The organism is bacterium, from assembly GCA_018812485.1.
Classification (GTDB): domain Bacteria; phylum JAHJDO01; class JAHJDO01; order JAHJDO01; family JAHJDO01; genus JAHJDO01.
Map to the genome: position 1 here is coordinate 1 of JAHJDO010000097.1, position 23,178 is coordinate 23,178.

Below are 23,178 nucleotides of genomic sequence, written 5' to 3' on the forward strand. Positions count from 1 at the left end.
ATGACTTTTCCTTTCGGTTTTTGTTGTAACTTATTATTTGAGAAGCAGTTACATTATATCAAGGCTGGAGGGGAAAGTCAAGAAATTAATGTTTGCAACTTCCTGTGTAACAGTGAGTTGTGAATTTTACAGGAGACTAGTTTTTTAGAATAAAGGAGGAAAACGTGATAGATTCAAATAGCGAAGAACTTTTAGGGAAAGCAGATAATATATTCATTCTGCTAAATATGGCTGCAAAGAGATCAAGACAGCTTAATGCAGGATCGCCGAAACTTGTAGATATTAAAGATACGCCAGTAAATATTGCCCTAGAGGAAATTAGAACAGGAATGATAGGTTGGGAGACTGTAAAGAGTGAAAAGACAGAGCCTGAAGTAATGGAGAAGGGTAAAGAGAAAAAAGGAAAAAAGAAGAAGTAAGATGCTAACAGGAAAAACAATAATTTTTGGTGTTACGGGCAGCATTGCAGCATACAAAGCAGCGGAAATAGTAAGAAGATTAAAGGACTTGAATGCAAATGTCAAGGTTGTCATGACGGTAAATGCTGCTAAATTCATTGGAGAGACAACATTACGGACACTCTCCAATAATCCTGTACATATTAGCATGTTCCCTCCCTCAGGCGGGCTTGAAGACCCACTAACTCATATAGCTATAAGTGATAGTGCTGACTTGTTCCTTGTAGCACCGGCAACTGCCAATATTATAGGAAAAGTAGCAAGTGGTATTGCAGATGACCTTCTCTCTACAACATTACTGTCTGCTGGGAATAAACCCGTTTTGATGGCTCCTGCTATGAATGAGAGGATGTATAAAAGTCATATATACTCTCATAATGAGAAAAAGCTGCAGATAGCTGGTGTCAAATTTATTAATCCTGATTACGGAAAGTTGGCATGTGGAAAAGAAGGAGAGGGGAGACTGGCATCAGTGGACTCAATTATTCAGCATGTTGTTGACGTCTTAATTGAAAGGGATCTTTTTGATACATATGACCTGAAAGAGAAAAGAGTTCTTGTAACAGCAGGTGGCACAAGAGAGTATATAGACCCTGTAAGATTTATTGGAAATCCAGCTACAGGGAAAATGGGATTTGCCTTAGCACATACTGCACGAGTAAGAGGGGCAAATGTAACATTAATAAGTGGAAAAACACTTTTAGCTCCTCCTGAGAGTGTAAAATACATCTCAGTGGAAACTGCAGATCAAATGGGCAAAGCTGTCCTGGATAGTTTTGAACAAGCTGATATTTTAGTAATGGCTGCTGCTGTTGGTGATTTTAAACCCCAAAAAACAGAAAAAAACAAAATAAAAAGAAAAGGTATGTTAAAAATAGATTTGGAGCCTACGGATGATATATTAGAAAAACTGGGAAAAATAAAAAATGGTAGAATTATTGTCGGCTTTGCAGCAGAAACCAATAATCTTATAAAAAACGCCAGGACAAAATTAAAGAAAAAAAACCTGGATTTAATAGTGGTTAATGATGTAACCCAGCCTGACGCAGGCTTTGAAAGCGAGACTAATATTGTAAAAATAATCGATAGAAGCAATAATGTAGAAGAATTACCAAAGTGGACTAAAGAAGAAGTAGCCCATAGAATCTGGGATAGAATTGTGGAACTCATTAATAAAAATAAAGGAGCATAAGTCATATGAACCTGAAAGAACTCTATAGAAAAGCAATTACGATTGGGATTGAAAATGATCCAAGAGGCAAACAAACTGTTTTGCTTGAACTCAAGCAAAACAAGAATAAATATGAGGAATTAAAGAAAAAAGAGAAAGAATTTTTTGATAAAGAATCTCTTAGAAATCCATACTCTGACTCAAGAATATTAAATGGCAGCGGTGATGAGACGATTAAAACTGTGCTTGTCGGTATAGATATTGAAGTTGGCGAGCTAATTCTGGCAGATATCCTAAGAAATAGAGGCAAACAGATAGATGCAGTTATAGCTCATCATCCTGAAGGATTGCCATATGCGATGCTGTATAATGTGATGAAGATGCAGGCAAACATTCTCAGCTTGCACGGTGTACCAATTAACGTAGCAGAAAGCCTGATGGAACATAGGGTTAAGGAAGTTCAGAGAAGACTTATGCCGATAAATCATACAAGGGCAGTTGACGCAGCCAGATTAATCGGACTGCCTTTTATGAACCTTCATACACCTGCCGATAATATGGTGGCGACATACTTGCAGAGGCTTTTTGATAAAGAAGAACCTTGTACAATGAACGAAGTTGTAAGCATGCTGTTGGAAATAGAGGAGTATAAGCAAGCTGCGATGAATGGTGCAGGTCCTAATATTCTTATTGGATCAAAAGAGAGAAGCGCTGGCAAAATATTTATAGATATGACAGGCGGAACGGAAGGCTCAAAGGATATATTCAAAATGCTTCTTGCTAGTGATATAAACACAATTGTGTGTATGCATTTAAGTGAGGATCATAGAAAAGAGGCTGAAAAGAATCACTTGAACGTCATAATCGCAGGGCATATAGCAAGTGATAATCTAGGTTTAAATCTCATGTTTGATCGTTTGCTACTAGATCCGAAGATTAATGTGATTGAATGCTCTGGATTCAGGCGGGTTAAGAGAAAGTAAATAGAACTATGGACAAACACATAGTAGAAATACTCGAGGAGAACATCGCAGTAAAGCAGGATATTATAGCTAATCAGATTGACGTTATAGTTAAGATGGTAAACAGCATTGCTGATGTGTTGAGCGGGGGAGGGAAGCTGCTTGTTTTTGGGAATGGAGGCAGTGCTGCTGACGCACAGCATATTGCTGGAGAACTGGTTGGCAGGTTTGAACTGGAACGAAGGGCACTACCAGCAATTGCCTTAACTACAGATAGCTCTGTGATAACCTCAATATCCAACGATTACAGCTTTAATGAGATTTTTTCGCGTCAGATAGAGGCATTAGGAACTCAGAAAGATATGGCTTTGGGTATATCAACAAGTGGAAATTCTGAGAATGTATTAGCTGGCATCCGCAAAGCAAAAAGTATGAAACTTACAACTATTGGATTTTCAGGCGGAAAAGGTGGAGAGCTCTCAAAAATAGCAGATTTATGCTTCATTGCCCCTTGTTCAAGTACACCACGTATTCAGGAAGCTCACATTACAGTAATTCACATAATCTGTAAACTTGTGGAAGAAAAATTATATTGTGAGCAAAGACAAAGTTAAATCTCTTTCCGCATTAAAGGAAATAATAGACTCTTTTAAAAAGCAAGGGAAGAAGATAGGTTTTACGAATGGTTGTTTTGATCTCATACATGTTGGACACGTAAAATATTTAAGAGCTGCAAAAAAGCTTTGCGATATACTCATAGTTGCTATAAACAGTGACAAATCCGTAAAGGGCTTAAAGGGCAATAAAAGGCCTCTATTCCCTCAGGATGAACGCGCAGAAATACTCTCCGCTTTTGAATTTGTTAATTACATTGTAATTTTTGATGAACTGGATCCTGAGAAAACTATATCAGCATTGCTCCCTGATATCCTGGTAAAGGGAGGAGATTATAAGATAGATCAGATTATTGGCAGAAACACTGTAACCTCGCACGGCGGAAAGGTTATAACCATTCCGGAAGTGAAAGGGAAGTCAACTTCAGAGATTATTAAAAAGATAATTAGGAGCTAAGTAATGCCTGTTGAAACAATCCATTGGCATAAAGGAAGAATTAAATTAATAGATCAGACTTTGCTTCCAAACAAGTTTAAATATATATATTGCGATACTGTAAAGAGTATATGGGAGGCAATTAAGAATTTGAGGGTTCGGGGAGCTCCTGCCATAGGCATTGCCGGAGCATTGGGTGTTGTTCTTGGAATACAGGATTCAAAGGTCAGAGGTTATGTTCAGTTTAAAAAACGACTGGAACAAGTTATATCATATCTATCATCCTCAAGACCTACTGCCGTTAATCTTTTCTGGGCGCTGGATAGAATGCGCGTATGTTGTGAACAACATAGAAATCTTTCAGTTAATACAATAAAATCTAAATTATTAAATGAAGCACAAAAGATTATAGAGGAAGACAAGAATATTTGCAGAAATATCGGTAAAAACGGGGCAAAGCTTATAAAAGACGGAGATGTGATTTTAACTCACTGTAATGCTGGAGGATTAGCTACTGCTGATTACGGAACAGCTCTAGGTGTAATTTTTTATGCAAATGAGCAAGGCAAGAAGATAAGAGTTTATGCAGACGAAACTCGACCATTACTGCAAGGAGCAAGGCTTACAACATGGGAGCTGATGCAGGCAGGGATTGATGTTACATTAATCTGCGATAATATGGCCGGTTCATTAATGAAAGAGGGGAAAATAAATTGCGTAATAGTCGGAGCTGATAGAATCGCTTCTAATGGAGATACTGCAAATAAGATAGGCACATACAGTCTGGCAGTGCTTGCAAAGGCTCATAATATTCCTTTTTATGTAGCTGCGCCTATTTCCACATTTGATATGAAAATAAAATCCGGTAAAGACATTCCCATTGAGCAAAGGTCTCCTAAAGAAGTGATAAATTTATACGGGAAAAGGATTGCGCCCAAAAATGTAGGCGTATATAATCCTGCCTTTGATGTAACCCCCTCAAAGTTTATATCTGCAATAATAACGGAATGTGGTATAATTAAAAAACCCGGTAAGGGAAAAATAATAGAAAAGGAGGTGAAATTATGAAGGATTTTATAAAAAAAGCAATGGAGCTGGCTGCTCATACAGAAGAGAAAGCTAATGAGCTTATTTATGAACTTTATAAAAAAGGGAAAGTAGGTAGTAAAGAAGCTAAAAAAATGACTAATGATTGGACAAAAAGAATAAAGAAGAGCGCATCTGCTCTTCAAAAGAAGATAGATGGGCAGATACATCAGGCAATCCGCAAATTAAATATCCCTACTAGAAAAGAGATAGAAGATATTAAAAAAAGACTCAATACATTAGAAAAAACAAAAAAATCTTCTGTTAAGCGCAAACCTCGTGCTAAAAAAGTTAAGGCGAACATATAAGTTCGCCTCTACAGAATGAAAATGGTAAAAATATAGGGGTAGACTTCTGTGTCTGCCCTTCTTCTATGTTAGTGTTGTTATGATTAATATGCAAAACAAAAAAATTGTAGTTTTTATTCCATTAATAATCTTCGCCTTCGCCTTATCCATAAGATTCGTTTACCTGTATCAGATGAGAGATAATCCTATGTTTTTTAATATCCCTATGGGACTGGATCAGGAAAGATTTGATAAATTTTCTCTTCAGATTTCACAGGGAGATATTCTGGGAGGAAAAGGCATTTATTCGCAATCTCCTCTTTATCCATACTTTCTTGCCTCAATATACAGCCTATTTGGACATCATTATATCATGGTGAGAATATTTCAAATAATTATGGGAGCTGGAACATGTGTTTTATTATACCTAATAGGAAATAGAATCTTTAATAGAACGGTTGGCGTAATATCAGGAATAATTTGCAGCTTATATGTAGTATTAATTTTCTATGAAGGAGAATTATTGCGTGTAACAATCACAGTTTTTTTAACTGTCCTTTTAGTTTTCTCAATTGTACGTCTCTCAAAGAGCAAAAAAGCTGCCATATGGTTAATCCCGGGGATTGTACTCGGTTTGTTAATACTATGCAGGCCAAATAATATCATATTGGTTCTATTTATTCTGATATGGTTGGTTTATGTGACGCTAAAGAATAAAAAACTATTAATTAAGCGATTTATGTGTTTTTTCTTTGGTGTTTTATTCGCGCTTACACCTCTTTTTGTTCGCAATCATATTGTTGGAGTTAATTTATTTTCTATGTCATCTCAGGGCGTAACTGCATTTGTGTGCGGTCACGATGCTAGATCTCCCGGTAGTGGATTCTATTACATCAAAGACGATACATATTCTGGAAAAAATCAGATACAAACATGTTTTAATGTTTTAAAAATAGCATTCAAAACGCCTTCTATATGGTTCCGCCAGCAGATAAAAAAGTCTATCGCTTTCTGGAACGGATACGAGATACCAAATAATTCCAATTTTTATTTATCGAGAAAATTCTCCGGTCTTCTGAGCCTTCCTCTTCCCGGTTTTGTATTTATAGCCTCAATGGGAATAATCGGTATTATTATATCTGTTCGAAATTGGAAAAAATATTTACTTTTATATTTGATAATTATTGGATGCTTTTGCTCTGTTATGGCTTTTTATATCCTGTCAAGGTTTCGACAGCCTATAGTGCCGTTCTTAATATTGTTCACAGGGTTTTTTATTGATTGGTTATGGAAGAAAGCCATGGACAAAGATTTCAAGAAACTAGTTTTGCCTCTTCTATGTGCTGTTTTCTTGTCTTTTTTAATATGGCCGAGACCGCAAGGATTTATATTACCGCAAGACTATTACAATATGGGCCTTTCCTATGCCATGGGCGAAAAGTATAGCAACGCAATCATGCAGTTTGATAACGCAATAAAATTAAGAGCGAATTATATTAAGCCTATTTATATGAAGGGATTTTGCCTTCTTCGACAGAGAAAGCCGAGACTAGCTATAAGAGAATTTGAAGAGGTTTTGAAACTTGACCCTTATTATGCAAAGGCATTGAAAAGCACGGCAATAGCTTACGGTACTTATGTTAGAGATAAATCTAGGGCAGTTTATTACCTTGATAGGTATCTCAAATTGTGTCCTGATGATGTAGAGATGTCAAAGGTAAGACAAAGTATTGGAAATAACTTAAAATATCAGAACCAAAATTAGCATAGATTATCCTACAGCCCTAACTTTCTATAAGCATCTATAAATTCAGCTGGCGATATAACTTTTATTCCTTGTCGTAATTTCAATGGATAGTGTATTGCATTTCCTGTAATTAGATATTTGGCTTTTGCTCCAAGTGCAACTTCCAAAAATGCTTCGTCATCTGCATCTGGTAGTTTTTCAGGAAGTGGTTTTGATGCAGCTATGCAGCCGCAGGCTTCTATCTGGTCGATAAGAGCATCAATGTGCTCTGGATCAAATTTGAATTTCGGGCGGAGTAGCACACTTTGATATTCAGAGAGAATTCGCGCATCGTAACAGAGTTTCAAAATGCCTGATGATACCATACGAACGATTTCCCCTGGAGCATTATACGGAGAAAGCAGGCCAGAGACAATTATGTTAGTGTCCAGAACTATTTTCATTTAGAACGTTTCTTTCGTTCTGCTTTAATTTCAGAGTTTATCTCTTCAAGGATCATTTGATCAGTTCTCATTTCAACAGATCGTCGTTGCAGTGAAGTCACGGCTCCAATTGCGCGAGCCTGACGAAATGCAGCTAGAGACTCTTCAAGGGAACCTTCTGACGTAGCAGACAGGATAGCAATAGGTTTCCCGTTTGAAGTAATTACCATTTCCTTTTCATTTGACAGCCTCTGCCAAACTTGAGCAGATTTTCCACGCAGGTCTCTTACAGTGACGAACTGCATATATGCCTCCTTTTTCGTATTTAGTTACAGTGTATACAATCGTCACGCAATTGTCAACCACGACAAATTCTTTCTTCCCTTTTTACCACAATTAGAGTAATATTTAGAGCATGAAAAAAGCATTCACCACAAACAGTCCTGAAGAAACAAAGTGTCTGGGTAAAAAGATAAGCGGGTTTTTAAAAGAGGGAGATGTTATTGCTTTGATTGGTAAACTGGGAGCAGGCAAGACGGTTATTGCCAATGGCTTGTGCAGTGGTCTTGGAGTAAAGGAAAATTATATAACAAGTCCGACTTACACAATAATCAATCAATATAATGGGAGAATTCCTGTTTATCATATTGATCTATACAGATTAAATGATTCAAGAGAGCTTTACAACATAGGCTGGGATGAATATATCTATGGAAATGGAACATGTATAATAGAATGGGCAGATAAGGCAGAGGAAATGTTGCCTGAAGAATATCTAAGGATAAACATAGAAGTAACTGGAAAGGATAAGAGAAAAATAACTTTACAAGCCAAAGGCGCATCTTATGAAAATACTTGGTGTTGAAACCGCTACTAATGTTTGCAGTGTATGTATACTGGAGAATTCCCAGCTTATAGCGGAATACACAACAAATATAACAAAAACACATTCACAGCGTCTTATGCCAATGATAAAACATGTTCTCGCAAATGTCGAATTAATCCCAAGTGACATAGGAGCTATTGTTGTTTCAATAGGGCCAGGGTCTTTTACCGGGGTTAGAATAGGTATCAGTGCAGCAAAGGGAATGGCAATGGCGCTTAACATTCAAACAGCTGGGGTTTCCACACTAGGTGGAATCGCATATAACCTTGTGGATTCATACACTGGCCAAGTATGTGTAATTACAGACGCAAGAAGAAAGCAGGTATATACGGCGATTTATGAAATGCCAAATATGAAAAAGCTGACAGAGGACATGGTCCTTCCGATTGAAGAATTGATTAAGAAAATAAAAAAGAAAACAATCTTTATCGGCAATGCATGCGCACTATATTACAATACATTAAAAAAAGAATTAGGTGATTTGGCTCTTGTGTGTCCTCCTCATTCAGGTATTCCACGCGCTTCGAGTATTGCACTTTTGGGTGAGAAGAGATTAAAAGAAGGTAAAGGTTTGAGTCATTTTGACTTGAAGCCAAATTATGTAAGATTATCGGATGCAGAAATGAAATGGAAGGAGAAGCATGGAAAGATTAAGTAAAGAATCCCTTGAGGCTCATAAAAAATTAAAAGGTAAGATTGAAATAAAGAGTAAGATTAAACTAAACAACATTCACGACTTAAGCATTGCCTATACTCCCGGAGTCGCAGAACCATGCAGGCAAATTTTCAGAAATAGGGAGAAGATTTATGACCTTACCTCAAAATGGAACACAATAGCTATTGTTACTGATGGAAGCGCTGTTTTAGGCTTAGGCAATATTGGAGCAGATGCATCTTTGCCTGTTATGGAAGGGAAAGCCGTTCTTTTCAAACAATTTGGAGACGTAGATGCTTTTCCTATATGCATAAACTCACAAGACACTGATAAAATAGTGGAGACAGTGAAACTAATTTCTCCTGCTTTTGGAGGAATTAATCTTGAGGATATATCAGCCCCAAGATGTTTTCTCATAGAAGAAAAACTTAAAAGAGAGTTAGACATTCCGGTATTTCATGATGATCAGCATGGAACAGCGGTTGTTGTGTATGCTGCATTGCTTAGTGCCTTACAATTAGTTAGCAAACAAATAGACAAAATAAAAGTTGTTATCCTTGGGGCAGGAGCGGCTGGGATCGCCATCTCAAAGCTGCTTACTAACGCAGGATGCAGGAATATTCTTATATGCGATAGAGCAGGCATAATACACAAAAACAGAGAAGGCAATATGAATTTTGCAAAAAAGGAGATTTCAGAAATTACGAATCCTGAGAACTTATCAGGAACTCTGGCAGACGCTACAGTCGGAGCTGATGTCTTTATAGGAGTATCAGGCCCTGGTTTAGTAACAGGGAAAATGGTAAAGAATATGAATAAAGAGGCAGTTGTTTTTGCCATGTCAAATCCCGTTCCAGAAATCGCACCCGAAGAGGCTAAGCGGGCTGGAGCGAGAATTATTGGAACAGGCCGCAGTGATATGCCAAATCAGATTAATAATGTGCTTGCCTTTCCAGGAATATTCAGAGGCGCGTTGGATGTAAGATCGTCGGATATAAACGAAGAGATGAAAATAGCGGCTGCAGAGGCATTATCAAGCTTAATATCAAATAAAGAATTGCGTGATGATTACATAATTGTTAATCCTTTTGATAAAAGAATAAAAAGCGCTGTTTCCAGAGCCGTTGCAAAAGCAGCCAAGTCCAGTGGTGTTGCAAGGAAATAAATATGGAATACCGCACTGTTGCACAGATTAACTTAAAAGCTATAGGACATAACGTTGCCTGCATAAGAAAAATAGTAGGTAAAGATAGAAAAATTCTTGCAGCAGTTAAGGCAAATGCTTATGGACACGGAGATGCAGAGACAGCAAAAACCGCAGTAAAATGTGGCGTTGACTATCTTGGTGTTGCCAATATTGAAGAAGCTATCCACCTGCGCAGAGCGGATATAAATATACCGATTTTAATACTTGGCTGTTCATTTAAATATGAAATAGGGGATATCCTTTCATATAATATAAGTCCAACTATAGCAGACCTGGACTTTGCAGAAGCATTGAATAGAAAAGCAAAAGAGTTTCCTAATAAAGTAGCAGTACATGTTAAAATTGATACAGGGATGGGACGGATAGGTTCACACTTTGAACATGCTGTAGATTTTGTAAAAGAGATCGCTAAATTAGAAAACCTGTTCTTAGAAGGTATATTTACGCATTTCCCTTCTTCTGATGAAGCTGATAAAAGTTTCAGTCTGCTTCAAATAAAGCGGTTCAAAGATATTCTGGATAAACTAGAAAACTCAGGAATCTTAATACCTATAAGGCACATGGCAAACAGCGGAGCCATTCTCTCTGAAAATATTCATGACAGTTTTTTTGATATGGTCCGCCCGGGCTTAATGCTCTATGGGGCATATCCATCGCCTTATGTTTCCAAGGACATCAAGCTTGAACCAGCTTTGACACTAAAAACAAGAGTTGTCTTTATAAAAGATGTGAAACGAGGTTCTACAATCAGCTATGGAAGAACCCACATAACAAAGTCAAAAGCAAGGCTTGCTGCAATACCGGTTGGATATGGTGATGGATACAGCAGATTACTTTCAAACAAGGGAGAGGTGCTGATAAAAGGTAAAAGAGCTCCTATTGTGGGAAGAGTTTGTATGGATCAGTTAATAGTGGATGTAAGTAGAATTTCTGAGGTATGCGTGGGGGATGAGGTTGTTTTAATTGGCAAGCAGGGACGGGGGCAAATAAGTGCTGAGGAAATTGCAGAAAAAATAGGCACAATACCTAATGAAGTATTCTGCATGATTAGTAAAAGAGTGCCGAGAGTATATGGAAAAAATTAGAATTTTACGCATAATTTCGAATTTGGGAGTGGGTGGTGTGCAGAAAAGAATGGTGTCGCTTTTACCAAAACTCAACAAAGAGAGGTATGAAATTGTCGTATGCAGCTTCAAATCCGGAGAATTGCAGCATTGCCTGGAACAATCTGGAATTCCAGTCCGAATAGTCTCGCGCAGATTCAAGTTTGATCCTGTTTGCATATATAGACTGTGCTCAATCATGAAGAAGGAAAATATTGATATAGTTCATACTCACTGCCACAAACCCAACACTACAGGGAGATTTGCGGCAAAATTAGCAGGTGTGCCTGTTATAATTGCAAATGAGCATAATGTGGATAGTTGGAAAAGCAACTGGCAGCTAACCCTAGACAAATGGCTTGCTGCACACTCCGATAAAATTATTGCAGTATCAGAAGCAGTTAAAAGCTTTTATGTAAAAAATGCTAATATTTCTGCTGATAAATTTGAGGTTGTCTATAATGGAGTGGATTTGGATTTCTGGCAAAATAATATACCTGCAAAGGAAATGATTTTTAAGAAAAAGGCTGAATTGGGCTTATTGCAGGGCGATAAAGTAATAGTAGCTATCGGCCGACTTCATCCGCAAAAGGGACATGAATACTTATTAAGAGCAGCAAGAAAAATAATCCCCAGAATGAAAAACCTAAAGTTTCTGATAATTGGAGATGGTCCAATGAAAGAGAGTTTAGAATCTTGCTCGGAAAGATTAGGCATAAAAGAGAATGTTGTCTTTACAGGTAAAAGAGACGATGTAAAAGATATACTATACCTCTCAGACATTTCAGTAGTTTCGTCTGTCAGAGAAGGGTTCTCAAACGCAGTTTTAGAAGCAATGGCCTGCGGGAAGCCGGTTGTTGCAACAGATGTGGGTGGCAACAAGGAGATTATCATTGATGGGAAAAATGGGTTTATTGTTTCTTCCAGAGATGAAGATGCTCTTGCAGATAGGATACTGACATTAGCTGGCAATGAAGAATTGACTATAAGAATGGGGCTTGCTGCTAAAGAAACTGTCAAAAGTTTTTCTTTAAGCCGGATGATTCACAAAACTGAAAAACTCTATGAAGAGTTGATGGATAAAAAAATATGAGACATACCCGTCAGTATTTTTTGGGAGTAACAGTAGCTGTATGCGTGAGGTATCTGCCTAGAAGTTTAATGCTTTTTTTAGGCAATATTCTTGGAGATTTCGCATTTTACATAATTAGAGTCAGGAGAAAACAGGTTTTTAAAAATCTTAGAATAGCTTTTGGAAATCAGAAGAGTGAAATTGAACTGAAAAAGATAGCAAGAAAGATGTATCGTAATCTTGGAAAGACACTTCTGGAATTTCTGCAGCTTCCTAGAATGAATGGAACAAGAATAAGAAGAATTGTTGATACGTCTGAGCTATGTAAAATAGCCCCCATTCTAAAAGAAGGGAAAGGAGCTATTTTGCTTGGTGCGCATTTTGGAAACTGGGAACTTTTGGGCGCCGCTTTTGGACTTTTGGGATATCCTGTAAATGTAATTGGCAGACTTTCAGATAACAGAAGAATAGGGAATACTATTGACAGGTATAGAAGGCTTGTTGGAATGAAAGTTATTCAGAAGAATGATCCCATTAGAAAGGTGCTTCGCGCACTCAGTAATAATGAACTGGTTGCTATATTAATGGATCAAAATACGAGAAAAGATATGATTTTTGTAGATTTCTTTGGAAGTCCTGCAGCTACTGCAAAAGGAATAGCTGTTTTTGCCCTGAGAACAGGAGCACCAGTTGTTCCAGCTTTTATTGTAAGAGAGAGGAAACACCACAGAATACTTATTGGAAATCCTATATATGCGCATAGTTCTGAAAACGCAGAGAATGATATACGGAAATACACAGCGCAATTTTCTAAGGTTATTGAATCTTATATCAGACAATATCCTGACCAGTGGTTCTGGCTACATAATCGCTGGAAAACCCAGCCTAAAAAACTATTAGCTTAATGTAAAAAATACTGTATAATATACATAAAGATAATAATTATTCATGAATTATTGAGGTATTTGAAATGCATGCTATTATGTCTCGTTGGATAGAGCAAAAATTAAGAAGTTCATTGTCGCAACATAAGGTACGTCTTATTTTTGGGGCGCGTCAAACAGGGAAGTCTACTTTACTTCGTCGGTTAGCTCCATCAAGCGCTTTGTTTATAAATCTTCAGGACCGTCGGGTTCGGCTGCGTTTTGAAAGGCAGCCGGATGAACTGATAAGAATGCTTAAGGCAGAATCAAGGAAACGGACAGTTCTAATTGATGAAATCCAGAAAGTACCAGCACTACTTGACGATATTCAATTACTCTATGATGAAGATCCTGAGAGATTTGAATTTATTCTTACAGGAAGTTCCGCGCGTAAATTACGCTATTCAGCAGCCAATCTATTACCAGGACGAGCGCACCAGTACCATCTTTTTCCACTAATTTCTACAGAGAGGCAAGATGCAAACGATTCAATTATATTACCTATGGCAATTGCTAAATCATTACATCATGGTTTCCCAAAAGCAGATATAGAAACACTACTTTTGTATGGAAACCTTCCAGGGATAGTTATGGAACAGGACCCTACCCGAAAAGCAACATTAGAATCCTATGCTGAAATTTATTTGGAAGAGGAAATACGTCGAGAAGCGTTAGTACGAAATGTGGGTCATTTTAGTAAATTTCTGGAGTTAGCCGCATTAGAATCGGGACAAATAATGAACTTGACTAAACTTTCGCAACAGTCAGGAATACCTGTAGCTACCTTACGTTCTTTTTATCAGGTTTTGATAGATACATTCATAGGTTATTGGCTGCTACCGTTTAAAGGCAGAACAAGAAAGCGATTATTGACTACACCCATGTTCTGCTTTTTTGATTTAGGAGTACGTAACGCGCTGGCGCGGATTTCACTAACAAAACAAAGCCTGCAAGTACAGGCAGGGACATTATTTCAGCAGTGGGTTCTTACTGAGTTATGGCATCGGTGTGGCTACCTTGGTCGGAATTACTGTCTTTATTTTTGGCGGACTGTATCAGGAGCTGAGGTTGACATTGTCCTTGAAACGCCTAATGAAGTTATACCTATTGAAGTTAAATGGACAGATAATCCTAGAGAAACAGATGCTAGACATGTAAAATTATTTATGCAAACTTATCCTGATTGCGCGAAACGTGGCTTTATCGTCTGTCGCAGTCCACATAGATTGCAAATCACCAAACAAATAACAGCCATACCATGGCAGGAAATGTAGGTTTTTTAAGAAGCAAATAAGAGGTGTTCTAAATGTGGATGAAAGTTGTTAAATATATTGTTGGGACACTAATTGTTTTTTCCTTTCTCCATCTATATTTCAGGTATTTTGAATGGAAAAATATTTACTATTCTACGCGTGAGATTAGCAGAATTCCAGAAAGTATTGGTTTAAAGTTTGAAGATATCTTTTTTGAAACAAATGATCATGTTAAGCTGAATGGCTGGTATGTTCCTTGTGAAGGAGCAATATCAACTCTCCTTTTTTGCCATGGGAATGCTGGGAATATAAGCGACCGTCTTGACAGTATAGACATCTTTCATAATCTTGGTTTGAATATTTTTATATTTGATTACAGGGGTTATGGCAAAAGCAGGGGATTTCCAACAGAAAAAGGCACTTATCTGGACGCAATGGCTGCATATAGCTGGCTCATCTCAGAGAAAAAACTGGATGAGGATAAGCTTATCATATTTGGCCGTTCTCTTGGGGGTTCAATAGCAATTGACCTTGCATCAAAAATTAATAAGGGCTTGCTTATTTCAGAAAGCGCATTTACATCTATAATTGATATTGGGAAGGAATTTTATCCATTTTTGCCAATTAAATATTGTGCAAGCATAAAATATGACAGTATTCAAAAAATAAAAAGCATAAAGATTCCAAAGCTTATAATACATTCAGAGGAGGATGAAATAATACCATTCCACCATGGAGAGAAAATCTTTAAAGCAGCCCTTTCACCTAAACAATTCTATCAAATGCGTGGTGGACATAATGATGGTTTTATAATAATGGGTAAAGAATATGAGGAGACAATAAAAAACTTCATTAAGAAAAACTTAAAATAAGGACAGTGAAACCTGTTGAAGTTTGATATTTAATTTTGTATAATTGAGCCTAAATTAATAATCGTACTCAAAAGTTAATCAATGTAGAGGAGGATTCGTCAATGGCAACAAAGGTTGGAATCAATGGATTTGGAAGGATTGGAAGATTGGTTTTAAAGGCAGGTTTAAGATCAAATGAACTGGAATTTGTAGCGGTAAATGACCTTACAGATGCAAAAACATTAGCGCATCTTTTTAAATATGATTCCACTTTTGGAATATTTAACGGGACTGTGGAAGCTAAAAACGATGCAATAATTATTAATGGTAAAGAAATAAAAGTTATTGCTCAGAAAGACCCGTCTCAGTTGCCATGGAAAGAGATGGGCGTGGACATTGTTATTGAATCAACAGGAAGGTTCACGGACAAGTCGCAAGCAATTGCTCACATTCAGGCAGGAGCAAAGAAAGTAATTATATCAGCTCCTGCAAAGAATGAGGATATAACAATTGTATTGGGAGTAAATGAGGATAAATACGATCCTTCTTCACATCATATTATTTCAAACGCCTCTTGCACTACAAACTGTTTGGCTCCTGTCGCAAAAGTTTTGATGGATAATTTTGGTATAACAAAGGGGATGATGACAACAATTCATTCATATACAAATGATCAGGTTATACTTGATTTCCCGCATAAGGATTTAAGAAGAGCGAGGTCAGCGGCTGTATCAATGATCCCAACAACAACAGGAGCTGCAAAAGCTGTTGCGCTCGTTATCCCTGAATTAAAAGGCAAAGTGGACGGAATGGCTATCAGGGTCCCAACGCCAAATGTCTCTCTGGTTGATCTTGTTGCGAATACGGAGAAAAAAACAAGTGCAGAAGAGGTAAATGCCGCTTTAAAGAATGCGGCAGAGAATGAGTTGAGCAAATATCTCGAATACTGCGATGAACCTTTAGTATCAAAGGATTTTAATGGAAACAGCAAATCATCAATTGTAGACGCGTTGTGTACAAAGGTTATAGATGGCAACATGGTTAAAGTTCTTGCATGGTACGATAATGAATGGGGTTATTCAAACAGAGTTGTTGATTTAGCTGAATATATAATTTCAAGGCAGTAAAAAAATATGAGCAAGTTATCTTTAAGAGATATAGAAATCAAAGATAAGAAAGTTTTAATGAGGGTGGATTTTAATGTTCCTTTGGATGGTAACTGTAATATAACGGATGATACTCGCATAAAAGCAGCTTTGCCGAGTATTAAGTATTTAATAGAAAATAAAGCTAAGTTAATACTTGTTTCTCATCTTGGACGACCAAAAGGAAAAGTAGATGAAAAGATGAGATTAACTCCCGTAGGCATAAGGCTGGAGGAGTTATTAGGTATAAAAGTTAAAAAAGCGGATGACTGTATTGGTTCTGAGGTTGAAAAAGAAGTAAATAATTTAAAGGAAGGAGAAGTATTGCTTCTTGAAAATACGCGTTTTCATGAGGAAGAAGAAAAAAACGATGCAAACTTCTCTCAGTCTATGGCAAAACTGGCAGATATTTATGTTAATGATGCTTTTGGAACTGCTCATCGCGCACACGCCTCAACAGTCGGAGTGGCAATGTTTATTAATAAGGCTGCATGCGGCTTTCTGATGGAAAAAGAGATAAAAGCTTTGAGTAAGTTAACAGAGAATCCTGCGAGGCCTTTTACTCTTATTATGGGTGGGGCTAAACTTGCTGACAAAATACCGGTTATGGAAAGCCTTATTGATAAAATAGATACTTTGCTGCTCGGAGGCGGGGTAGCATACACTTTTTGCAAGGCAAAAAACTGGACAGTTGGAAACTCTCTTGTAGATGAAAGCAAAATAGACGTTGCAAAAGAAATAATAACAAAAATGCGTAAAGCACGTGCAGAATTACACACTCCTTTAGACCATGTAATAGTTCAGGAAATCTCTGAAGATGCTCAAACAATAATAACTGAAAGAGGAGCAGTTCCCGCAGGCTGGATAGGGGTTGATATAGGACCTCAGGCAATCGAAGAGTACAAAACTGAGATTGGGCTTTCAAAAACTGTTTTTTGGAATGGGCCGGTGGGCATTTTTGAGATAGATAAATTTGCAAAGGGCACTATTGCTATCGCAAAAGCGCTTGCTAAAGTAGACGCATATACTGTCATTGGAGGAGGAGATTCCATAGCAGCTGTAAATAAGGCAGGTGTGGCAGATAAGATCAGCCATATATCTACAGGCGGAGGCGCATCTCTTGAATATCTTGCAGGCATTGAGCTGCCGGGCATTGCTGCATTAACGGATAAATAATTTTATGTTTACGTTTATAAGTGTAATCCATATTGTAGCTTGTATAAGTCTGATTTTAATTGTTCTTCTTCAGGTAGGAAAAGGCGCAGATATTGCCAGTATGTTTGGCGGAGCAGGCACTCAATCTCTATTTGGAACAAGTTCTGAGACATTTATGACAAAACTTACCACAGCAATGGCTATAATTTTCGTCCTCACGTCCATATCATTAAGCTTTATGTGGGTTTCTCATTACAGCGGCACTTCCATAGTGAAAAAGGAAGGTATAAAGCAGGTAGAAGCTGAAGCTGTAAAAGAAAAAGTGTCTAAACAGACGGCAGAAAAATAAGTTATAGAAATTATATTATGAAGAATATATTACCGCTTCTTGCGGTATTTTTTTTATTTATAAATACACACTCAATCTCTGGCGAGCCTGCATATGGTGATGCAATAATTGCAGGCTCAATAGGGGATGCCTCAACACTTGTTCCAATATTGGCTTCAGACAGTGCTTCTCAAGATATTGTAGGGCTGGTATTTAATGGACTTCTTAAGTACGATAAGAACATAAAACTGGTTGGGGATCTGGCAGAATCATGGGAAGTCTCTTCTGACAGACTCACTGTTACATTTCATTTACAGGAAAACGTTAAATGGCACGATGGTTTTCCATTTACAGCTTCTGATGTGATGTTTACATATAAAAAACTTACAGATCCAGATGTTCCTACTCCATACGGCGGTGATTTTGAACGAATAAAAAAAGCAGAAATTGTTGATCCTTATACATTCAAAGTAACATACAAAGAGCCATTTTCTCCAGCTCTTGCCAGCTGGGGAATGTGGATTATGCCTGAGCATCTTCTAAAAGATAAGAATTTAATCAAGTGTAGTTTTGCGCGGCATCCAATAGGAACAGGACCATATAAGTTTAAAGAATGGAAAACCGGACAAAGAATTGTTCTTGAAGCAAACAATGACTACTTTGAAGGCAGACCATATATAGATAAGTATGTTTACCAGATAATTCCAGACGATGCGACAATGTTTCTTGAACTTGGCGCTGGGAATATTGATTGGATGGGGCTTAATCCTGTTCAATATACTTATCAGACTAATAAGACATGGTTTAAAACTGGTTTCAGCAAATATAAATATCCAAGCTTTGGTTATACCTATCTAGGTTACAACCTTAAAAACCCGTTATTTAAAAATAAACTTGTTAGACAGGCTTTAACATATGCAATTAATAAGTCTGAGATTATCAAGGGAGTTTTATTAGGCTTAGGAGAGATCTCAACAGGTCCTTTTCCTCCTGAATCATGGGCATACAACAAACACGTGAGAAGATACCCGTATAATCCGCTAAAGGCAAAAGAGATGCTAAAACTATGCGGGTGGAAGGACCATGATGGAGATAGTTGGATTGATAAGGATGGGGAAAAGTTCGAATTTGAGATTATAACAAATCAGGGAAATACACAGAGGAAGAAATGCGCAGAAATTATACAACAGAATCTCAGACTTGTTGGTATTAAGGTAAATATAAGAATAATTGAATGGGCGTCTTTTCTAAATGAATTTATTAATAAAAAAAGGTTTGATACTATTTTACTCGCATGGAATCTGGGCAGAGATCCGGATTGTTTTGATATCTGGCATTCATCTAAAATAAAAGAGGGAGAGTTTAATTTTCTTTCTTATAATAATCCAGAGATAGACAAGCTCTTGGAGGATGGAAGAAAGGAATTTGAAATAGAGAAAAGGAGACAGATTTATCATAGGATCCACGAGGTTTTAGCTGAAGACCAGGCATATACATTTTTATATGTGCCTGATTCGCTTCCGGTTGTTCATACACGCTTTAAAGGCATAGAAGTCTCTCCGATCGGAATAGGCTACGATTTTATAAAATGGTATGTACCGAAGCGTCTGCAGAAATATACGCAATAATGAAAGAAAATCAGCATAAAATATTACTTATAGAACCCCCCTTTTTTCGTCTATTTAAAGATACATACTCACTTGAGAGGTATCCTTTCTCTTTGGGGTATCTGGCAGGAACAATAAAAAAGGAGACTAACTGGAATGTAATGGCCTACAATGCTGACTTTAATTTTCCAAGCGAACTCATCAAAGTCAGTTATTTAGCAAGTACTGGTTTTGATAATTATTTAAACAATCTAAAAGACTTATCATCACCAATGTGGAAAGAGATTAAATCAACTATATCAGAATATAATCCCACTGTTGTCGGGATTTCTGCCAAATCTCAAAATTTTGCATCAGCATGCATAGTGGCCAAAATTGCTAAAGAAATCGATAAGCAAATAATCGTGATAACAGGTGGGCCACATCCTTCCATGGTAGGGTCAGGTGTGTTAAATTGTCCAGATATTGATGTGTGTGTCAAAGGCGAAGGCGAAAGAACTATTATTGAGTTGATTAAGGCAATAGATGCCCAAAAGGGATTTGATACCATTCAAGGTATTGTCTATAGAAAAGACGGTCAGATTGTTGAAAATGCTCCAAGAGAATTTATAGAAGATTTAGATTCTCTTAGCTTTCCTCATGAAAGTGCCACAGAAGCACTAAAAGACTATGACAAATATCCTATAACTACATTCGAAAATGTTTTTGCAACCAGAGGCTGTCCATATAATTGTTTCTTTTGTGGATCCCGAAAGATATGGGGTCGTAATGTAAGATTTCGTTCTCCTGATAATGTTATAAGAGAAATTAAAGCTCTTCAAAAGAAAGGATTATTCTCAATCCATTTTGACGACGACATTTTCGGTATAAATATACAATACCTTAATGACCTGTGTAATGCCCTTATCAAACATTGTCCGGGATTGAAATGGAGCTGTGAACTTCATGTAAAGTTGGTTGATGAACAAAGAATATCTCTTATGAAAGAAGCAGGATGTACTTCAATAAAAATTGGTATTGAGTCGGGAAATAATGAAATACTGAAGAAGATGAGAAAAGGGTTCACTATAGAACAAGCCATTTCTGCGTGTAAAATTATTAAGACATACGGTATTCGATTAGAGGCTTTCTTTATAGTTGGTTTTCCCCAAGAAACCGAGAATACATTGAATGATACTTTAGTAACTATGAAAAAAATTAAGTGTGATATATTGATCTATAGTATATTTACTCCTTATCCAGGCACGGAAGCATTTGAATTTTGTAAAGAAAATGGATTAATTAATGATTACTATGACATCTCTTTATATAATCATCAAAGTCCAGCTAACTGTTTTTGTATTAACATAACTCCTGAGAGATTTAGAATGTTAGTTTCTAAAGTAGAGAAAATGGTAGACAGGAAAAACTGGCTGAAGAGGATGGAACGAGTTTTTTCTTTGAACACATTTTGGAAAATACAAAAGTTGGGAATAGGTAAAAGCTTACAAAAAGGCATAAGAGTACTTACCAACAAATAATGCGCTATAGAAAAAGAAAAGGACAATGTCGCAATTTTGTTCCTGTTGACATAACAAACCCTATTTTCTTATATATTCCTGCCACTTCTTATCAAGACGTGTCAGATTTCCAAAGTCGAATTGATAACTTGTTCTAAGCGCATCTTCAAAATTCTTTCCATCACGCAAATCTCTGCAAAGATTAGTAAATCTATACTGGCCTTTGCTTCTTAAAAAATCTACAAGAGAATAGGATATGCTGTAGAAAAGCAGGACTTTTTCATTATCTTCAGGATAATTAGTTTTATCAAGCACTTCATGGATGGAAAGATTATTGTCTTTTTTTAATTCTTCCTTTATTGCACTTATATATCCTGATTTGCTTGTTAGCTCCATGTTCACAGCAAGACCTTCATTGAACCATAAAGGAATATTATTCCCTATATAATCTGCCAGGATTAGATGCGTCATTTCATGAGGCAGAAGAGAGTCTGAAAAATTTACTGACTCTTTATAACTTACTATCTCTCTTTTATCATAATTGGCAAATCCTGCTGACCAGGATGGAATATCATTGTTTTTCAGATAACTCTCCTTATTTGCATATATGTATATCTTACATCTTTTATCAAAAGTCCAGAATTTCCCAAATCTGGTAAAGCCTACACTTCTGTCTAACTGCTTATAATATTCTTCTGCTTTATACCCAACACGCTGAGCAAAACCCAAATTGTCTTCATAATATATTGAAAAATGATCGGATTTATAGACTTTCCAGTCTTCAGCTAGTATATGATCAGAGAAAGCAAAAACTATTAAAATAAAAAACGGTAGAAATGTTTTATATGATTTCATTTATTGTTGTTTTCATAAAGATTATCAAGCGGGCTTTGAGGAGCATTTGACATATCTCTTATCACATGGGTATAAACCATGGTTGTCTCCACCTCACTTTTTTGCCGAAACATCCATATTATACGAAATGCGTAATTTAGCAAGAATTTTAGTGACAACGCTGCCGATATAGTGTATATTCAAAACATGTAAAATGGGATTTTTAAGGATAAAAGGAATTTCGTCCATTAATTGTTATATGTCAATGTTCTAAGATTAGGAGTATGTGCTGAGACAATAAAGTCTTTACACACATTATGATTATGAAATCGCCTAAAAGAGGCAATTTTGGCTATAAAAACGTTGTAAAAATTGAAACTACTATACCTTTAACAAAAAGAGAAATAATATGCCGCTAACAATAAAACGACAAGATGTGAATTTTTTCCCTGATACAAAAAGGGTTATAGCCCGTTTCTTTTGTCCAGGAGGAGGAGAAGAAAGAATAAAATTAGTTCTTTCCAAAATTTTAAAATTATCGAAAAGTGAAATACTCTTAAACTTGAATGACGTATTAAGAAATTTTTCCGAACGTCACAGAAATATAACTATTATTTTTGAAAAACATTTTAATAAAATTGAAAATTATTTGTTAGATTTAAAAATCAATCCGGAAACTATCTCTAAGGAAACTCAATTACTTATTGGTTCTTATTTTACAATGGAATATTCTATCGAATCTGCTGCTTTTTTTAATCCCTCAATTATTGAAGATCCCGATCAGTCGAATCTGACTGAAGAGGGACAAAAAAGAATTATTGTGAGTTTTAGGGCAACTGGTGAAGGGCATGTTTCATCAATAGTTTTTAGAAGCGGAATTATTGATAAAAATAACAACCTTAATTTTAGACCTGTAAAATCTATTGTGGATGTTCCTGAATCTATTAAACGTCATAAATACAATAAAAATGATTTTATCGAAAAATTTGAAAAGATGAATGTATATAAAGATATCACAAAAAAAGAGGAAAACCTTGTACAAAAAATAGTATCAAAAACTATAGATCAGATTTTTAATAAATTAAATGAGACCTTTATTTATGGAGAATTGCAGCAGAGTCTAGACGCTTTTTCAAAAAACGAGGAATTAACCTTTACTAAAAAAAGAGTTGTTCAGGCAATAAATTTTCTAGCAAGTTCTCATTATGAAATTACTTTTTCTTTAGATACCTCAATATCGGAACGTGTAATCTTTCCTGTATCTTATACTGAAACAAGGGGTATCGAAGATGCCAGGTTTGTTCGTTTTACTAATGATGATGGAAGTGTTATCTATTATGTTATCCCAAGAAAAATATTATGCAAAGTTACTGTTAAAACAGTTGATTATCAAAGAACAATTCTCTGTCATTGTTATCGTAACACACATCATTGACTTTGCATAAAATAATGTTCTCTTTAAACATATCCCCACAAT

25 protein-coding genes are annotated in these 23,178 nt (G+C 36.5%); 22 read left to right on the forward strand and 3 right to left on the reverse strand.

Annotated elements, in window-relative coordinates:
• Positions 1-227: 227 nt before the first annotated feature.
• The 8 genes from KKC91_07645 (at position 228) to KKC91_07680 (ending at position 6,779) form a co-directional block, all read left to right on the forward strand.
• On the forward strand, positions 228-419 hold the full coding sequence (locus KKC91_07645) for a DNA-directed RNA polymerase subunit omega (GenBank protein MBU0478424.1): 192 nt from the start codon (positions 228-230) through the stop codon (positions 417-419).
• A 1-nt stretch (position 420) separates the two neighbouring features.
• Complete coding sequence (coaBC, locus tag KKC91_07650; GenBank protein ID MBU0478425.1) at positions 421-1,650, forward strand: bifunctional phosphopantothenoylcysteine decarboxylase/phosphopantothenate--cysteine ligase CoaBC; 1,230 nt, start codon at positions 421-423, stop codon at positions 1,648-1,650.
• Positions 1,651-1,655: 5 nt separating this feature from the next.
• Entirely contained in the window at positions 1,656-2,612 is a 957-nt protein-coding gene (locus tag KKC91_07655; protein MBU0478426.1) for an NGG1p interacting factor NIF3, read from the forward strand.
• Between the two features lie 8 nt (positions 2,613-2,620).
• Complete coding sequence (locus tag KKC91_07660; GenBank protein MBU0478427.1) at positions 2,621-3,205, forward strand: D-sedoheptulose 7-phosphate isomerase; 585 nt, start codon at positions 2,621-2,623, stop codon at positions 3,203-3,205.
• Complete coding sequence (gene rfaE2 / locus KKC91_07665; protein ID MBU0478428.1) at positions 3,186-3,662, forward strand: D-glycero-beta-D-manno-heptose 1-phosphate adenylyltransferase; 477 nt, start codon at positions 3,186-3,188, stop codon at positions 3,660-3,662. Before KKC91_07660 ends, rfaE2 begins: the two co-directional genes overlap by 20 nt.
• A 3-nt stretch (positions 3,663-3,665) precedes the next feature.
• Positions 3,666-4,709: an S-methyl-5-thioribose-1-phosphate isomerase gene (mtnA, locus tag KKC91_07670; GenBank protein ID MBU0478429.1), complete on the forward strand. Its 1,044-nt coding sequence runs from the start codon at positions 3,666-3,668 to the stop codon at positions 4,707-4,709.
• On the forward strand, positions 4,706-5,035 hold the full coding sequence (locus KKC91_07675; GenBank protein MBU0478430.1) for a phasin family protein: 330 nt from the start codon (positions 4,706-4,708) through the stop codon (positions 5,033-5,035). The genes mtnA and KKC91_07675 overlap by 4 nt, the downstream gene beginning before the upstream one ends.
• Before the next feature lie 187 nt (positions 5,036-5,222).
• Positions 5,223-6,779, forward strand: coding sequence for a glycosyltransferase family 39 protein (locus tag KKC91_07680; GenBank protein ID MBU0478431.1), 1,557 nt, complete (start codon positions 5,223-5,225; stop codon positions 6,777-6,779).
• Between the two features lie 11 nt (positions 6,780-6,790).
• Here the strand turns inward: KKC91_07680 and KKC91_07685 are convergent, their stop codons facing one another.
• Both KKC91_07685 and KKC91_07690 read right to left on the reverse strand, forming a co-directional pair.
• On the reverse strand, positions 6,791-7,204 hold the full coding sequence (locus KKC91_07685; protein MBU0478432.1) for a putative toxin-antitoxin system toxin component, PIN family: 414 nt from the start codon (positions 7,202-7,204) through the stop codon (positions 6,791-6,793).
• Positions 7,201-7,488: a type II toxin-antitoxin system Phd/YefM family antitoxin gene (locus KKC91_07690; protein ID MBU0478433.1), complete on the reverse strand. Its 288-nt coding sequence runs from the start codon at positions 7,486-7,488 to the stop codon at positions 7,201-7,203. The genes KKC91_07685 and KKC91_07690 overlap by 4 nt, the downstream gene beginning before the upstream one ends.
• Before the next feature lie 110 nt (positions 7,489-7,598).
• Here KKC91_07690 and tsaE point away from each other — a divergent pair, with 110 nt between their 5' ends.
• From tsaE to KKC91_07755, 13 genes are all read left to right on the forward strand, one after another.
• Complete coding sequence (gene tsaE, locus KKC91_07695) at positions 7,599-8,048, forward strand: tRNA (adenosine(37)-N6)-threonylcarbamoyltransferase complex ATPase subunit type 1 TsaE (protein MBU0478434.1); 450 nt, start codon at positions 7,599-7,601, stop codon at positions 8,046-8,048.
• Positions 8,029-8,727: a tRNA (adenosine(37)-N6)-threonylcarbamoyltransferase complex dimerization subunit type 1 TsaB gene (tsaB, locus tag KKC91_07700; protein MBU0478435.1), complete on the forward strand. Its 699-nt coding sequence runs from the start codon at positions 8,029-8,031 to the stop codon at positions 8,725-8,727. The genes tsaE and tsaB overlap by 20 nt, the downstream gene beginning before the upstream one ends.
• Entirely contained in the window at positions 8,711-9,889 is a 1,179-nt protein-coding gene (locus KKC91_07705) for an NADP-dependent malic enzyme (protein MBU0478436.1), read from the forward strand. Before tsaB ends, KKC91_07705 begins: the two co-directional genes overlap by 17 nt.
• Before the next feature lie 2 nt (positions 9,890-9,891).
• A complete protein-coding gene (gene alr, locus KKC91_07710; protein ID MBU0478437.1) occupies positions 9,892-11,016 on the forward strand; it encodes an alanine racemase in 1,125 nt (374 codons plus the stop codon).
• A 37-nt stretch (positions 11,017-11,053) separates the two neighbouring features.
• A complete protein-coding gene (locus KKC91_07715) occupies positions 11,054-12,127 on the forward strand; it encodes a glycosyltransferase (protein MBU0478438.1) in 1,074 nt (357 codons plus the stop codon).
• On the forward strand, positions 12,124-13,011 hold the full coding sequence (locus KKC91_07720; protein MBU0478439.1) for a lysophospholipid acyltransferase family protein: 888 nt from the start codon (positions 12,124-12,126) through the stop codon (positions 13,009-13,011). The genes KKC91_07715 and KKC91_07720 overlap by 4 nt, the downstream gene beginning before the upstream one ends.
• Positions 13,012-13,076: 65 nt before the next feature.
• A complete protein-coding gene (locus KKC91_07725) occupies positions 13,077-14,303 on the forward strand; it encodes an AAA family ATPase (GenBank protein ID MBU0478440.1) in 1,227 nt (408 codons plus the stop codon).
• Between the two features lie 32 nt (positions 14,304-14,335).
• Positions 14,336-15,154 (forward strand): alpha/beta hydrolase, encoded by an 819-nt coding sequence (locus KKC91_07730; protein ID MBU0478441.1) that lies wholly within the window; start codon positions 14,336-14,338, stop codon positions 15,152-15,154.
• Between the two features lie 101 nt (positions 15,155-15,255).
• A complete protein-coding gene (gap, locus tag KKC91_07735; protein ID MBU0478442.1) occupies positions 15,256-16,260 on the forward strand; it encodes a type I glyceraldehyde-3-phosphate dehydrogenase in 1,005 nt (334 codons plus the stop codon).
• Positions 16,261-16,266: 6 nt separating this feature from the next.
• Positions 16,267-17,454: a phosphoglycerate kinase gene (locus KKC91_07740; protein MBU0478443.1), complete on the forward strand. Its 1,188-nt coding sequence runs from the start codon at positions 16,267-16,269 to the stop codon at positions 17,452-17,454.
• A 4-nt stretch (positions 17,455-17,458) separates the two neighbouring features.
• Positions 17,459-17,782, forward strand: coding sequence for a preprotein translocase subunit SecG (gene secG, locus KKC91_07745; protein ID MBU0478444.1), 324 nt, complete (start codon positions 17,459-17,461; stop codon positions 17,780-17,782).
• Positions 17,783-17,799: 17 nt separating this feature from the next.
• Positions 17,800-19,389 carry a peptide-binding protein gene (locus KKC91_07750; GenBank protein MBU0478445.1) on the forward strand — a complete coding sequence of 530 codons (1,590 nt, stop codon included), beginning with the start codon at positions 17,800-17,802 and terminating at the stop codon, positions 19,387-19,389.
• Positions 19,389-20,888, forward strand: a complete 1,500-nt coding sequence (locus KKC91_07755; GenBank protein ID MBU0478446.1) for a B12-binding domain-containing radical SAM protein — start codon at positions 19,389-19,391, stop codon at positions 20,886-20,888. The genes KKC91_07750 and KKC91_07755 overlap by 1 nt, the downstream gene beginning before the upstream one ends.
• 60 nt (positions 20,889-20,948) lie before the next feature.
• Here the strand turns inward: KKC91_07755 and KKC91_07760 are convergent, their stop codons facing one another.
• Positions 20,949-21,722: a hypothetical protein gene (locus tag KKC91_07760; protein ID MBU0478447.1), complete on the reverse strand. Its 774-nt coding sequence runs from the start codon at positions 21,720-21,722 to the stop codon at positions 20,949-20,951.
• Between the two features lie 388 nt (positions 21,723-22,110).
• Between KKC91_07760 and KKC91_07765 the strand changes: the two genes are divergently transcribed.
• Positions 22,111-23,136, forward strand: coding sequence for a hypothetical protein (locus KKC91_07765; GenBank protein MBU0478448.1), 1,026 nt, complete (start codon positions 22,111-22,113; stop codon positions 23,134-23,136).
• Positions 23,137-23,178: the final 42 nt, after the last annotated feature.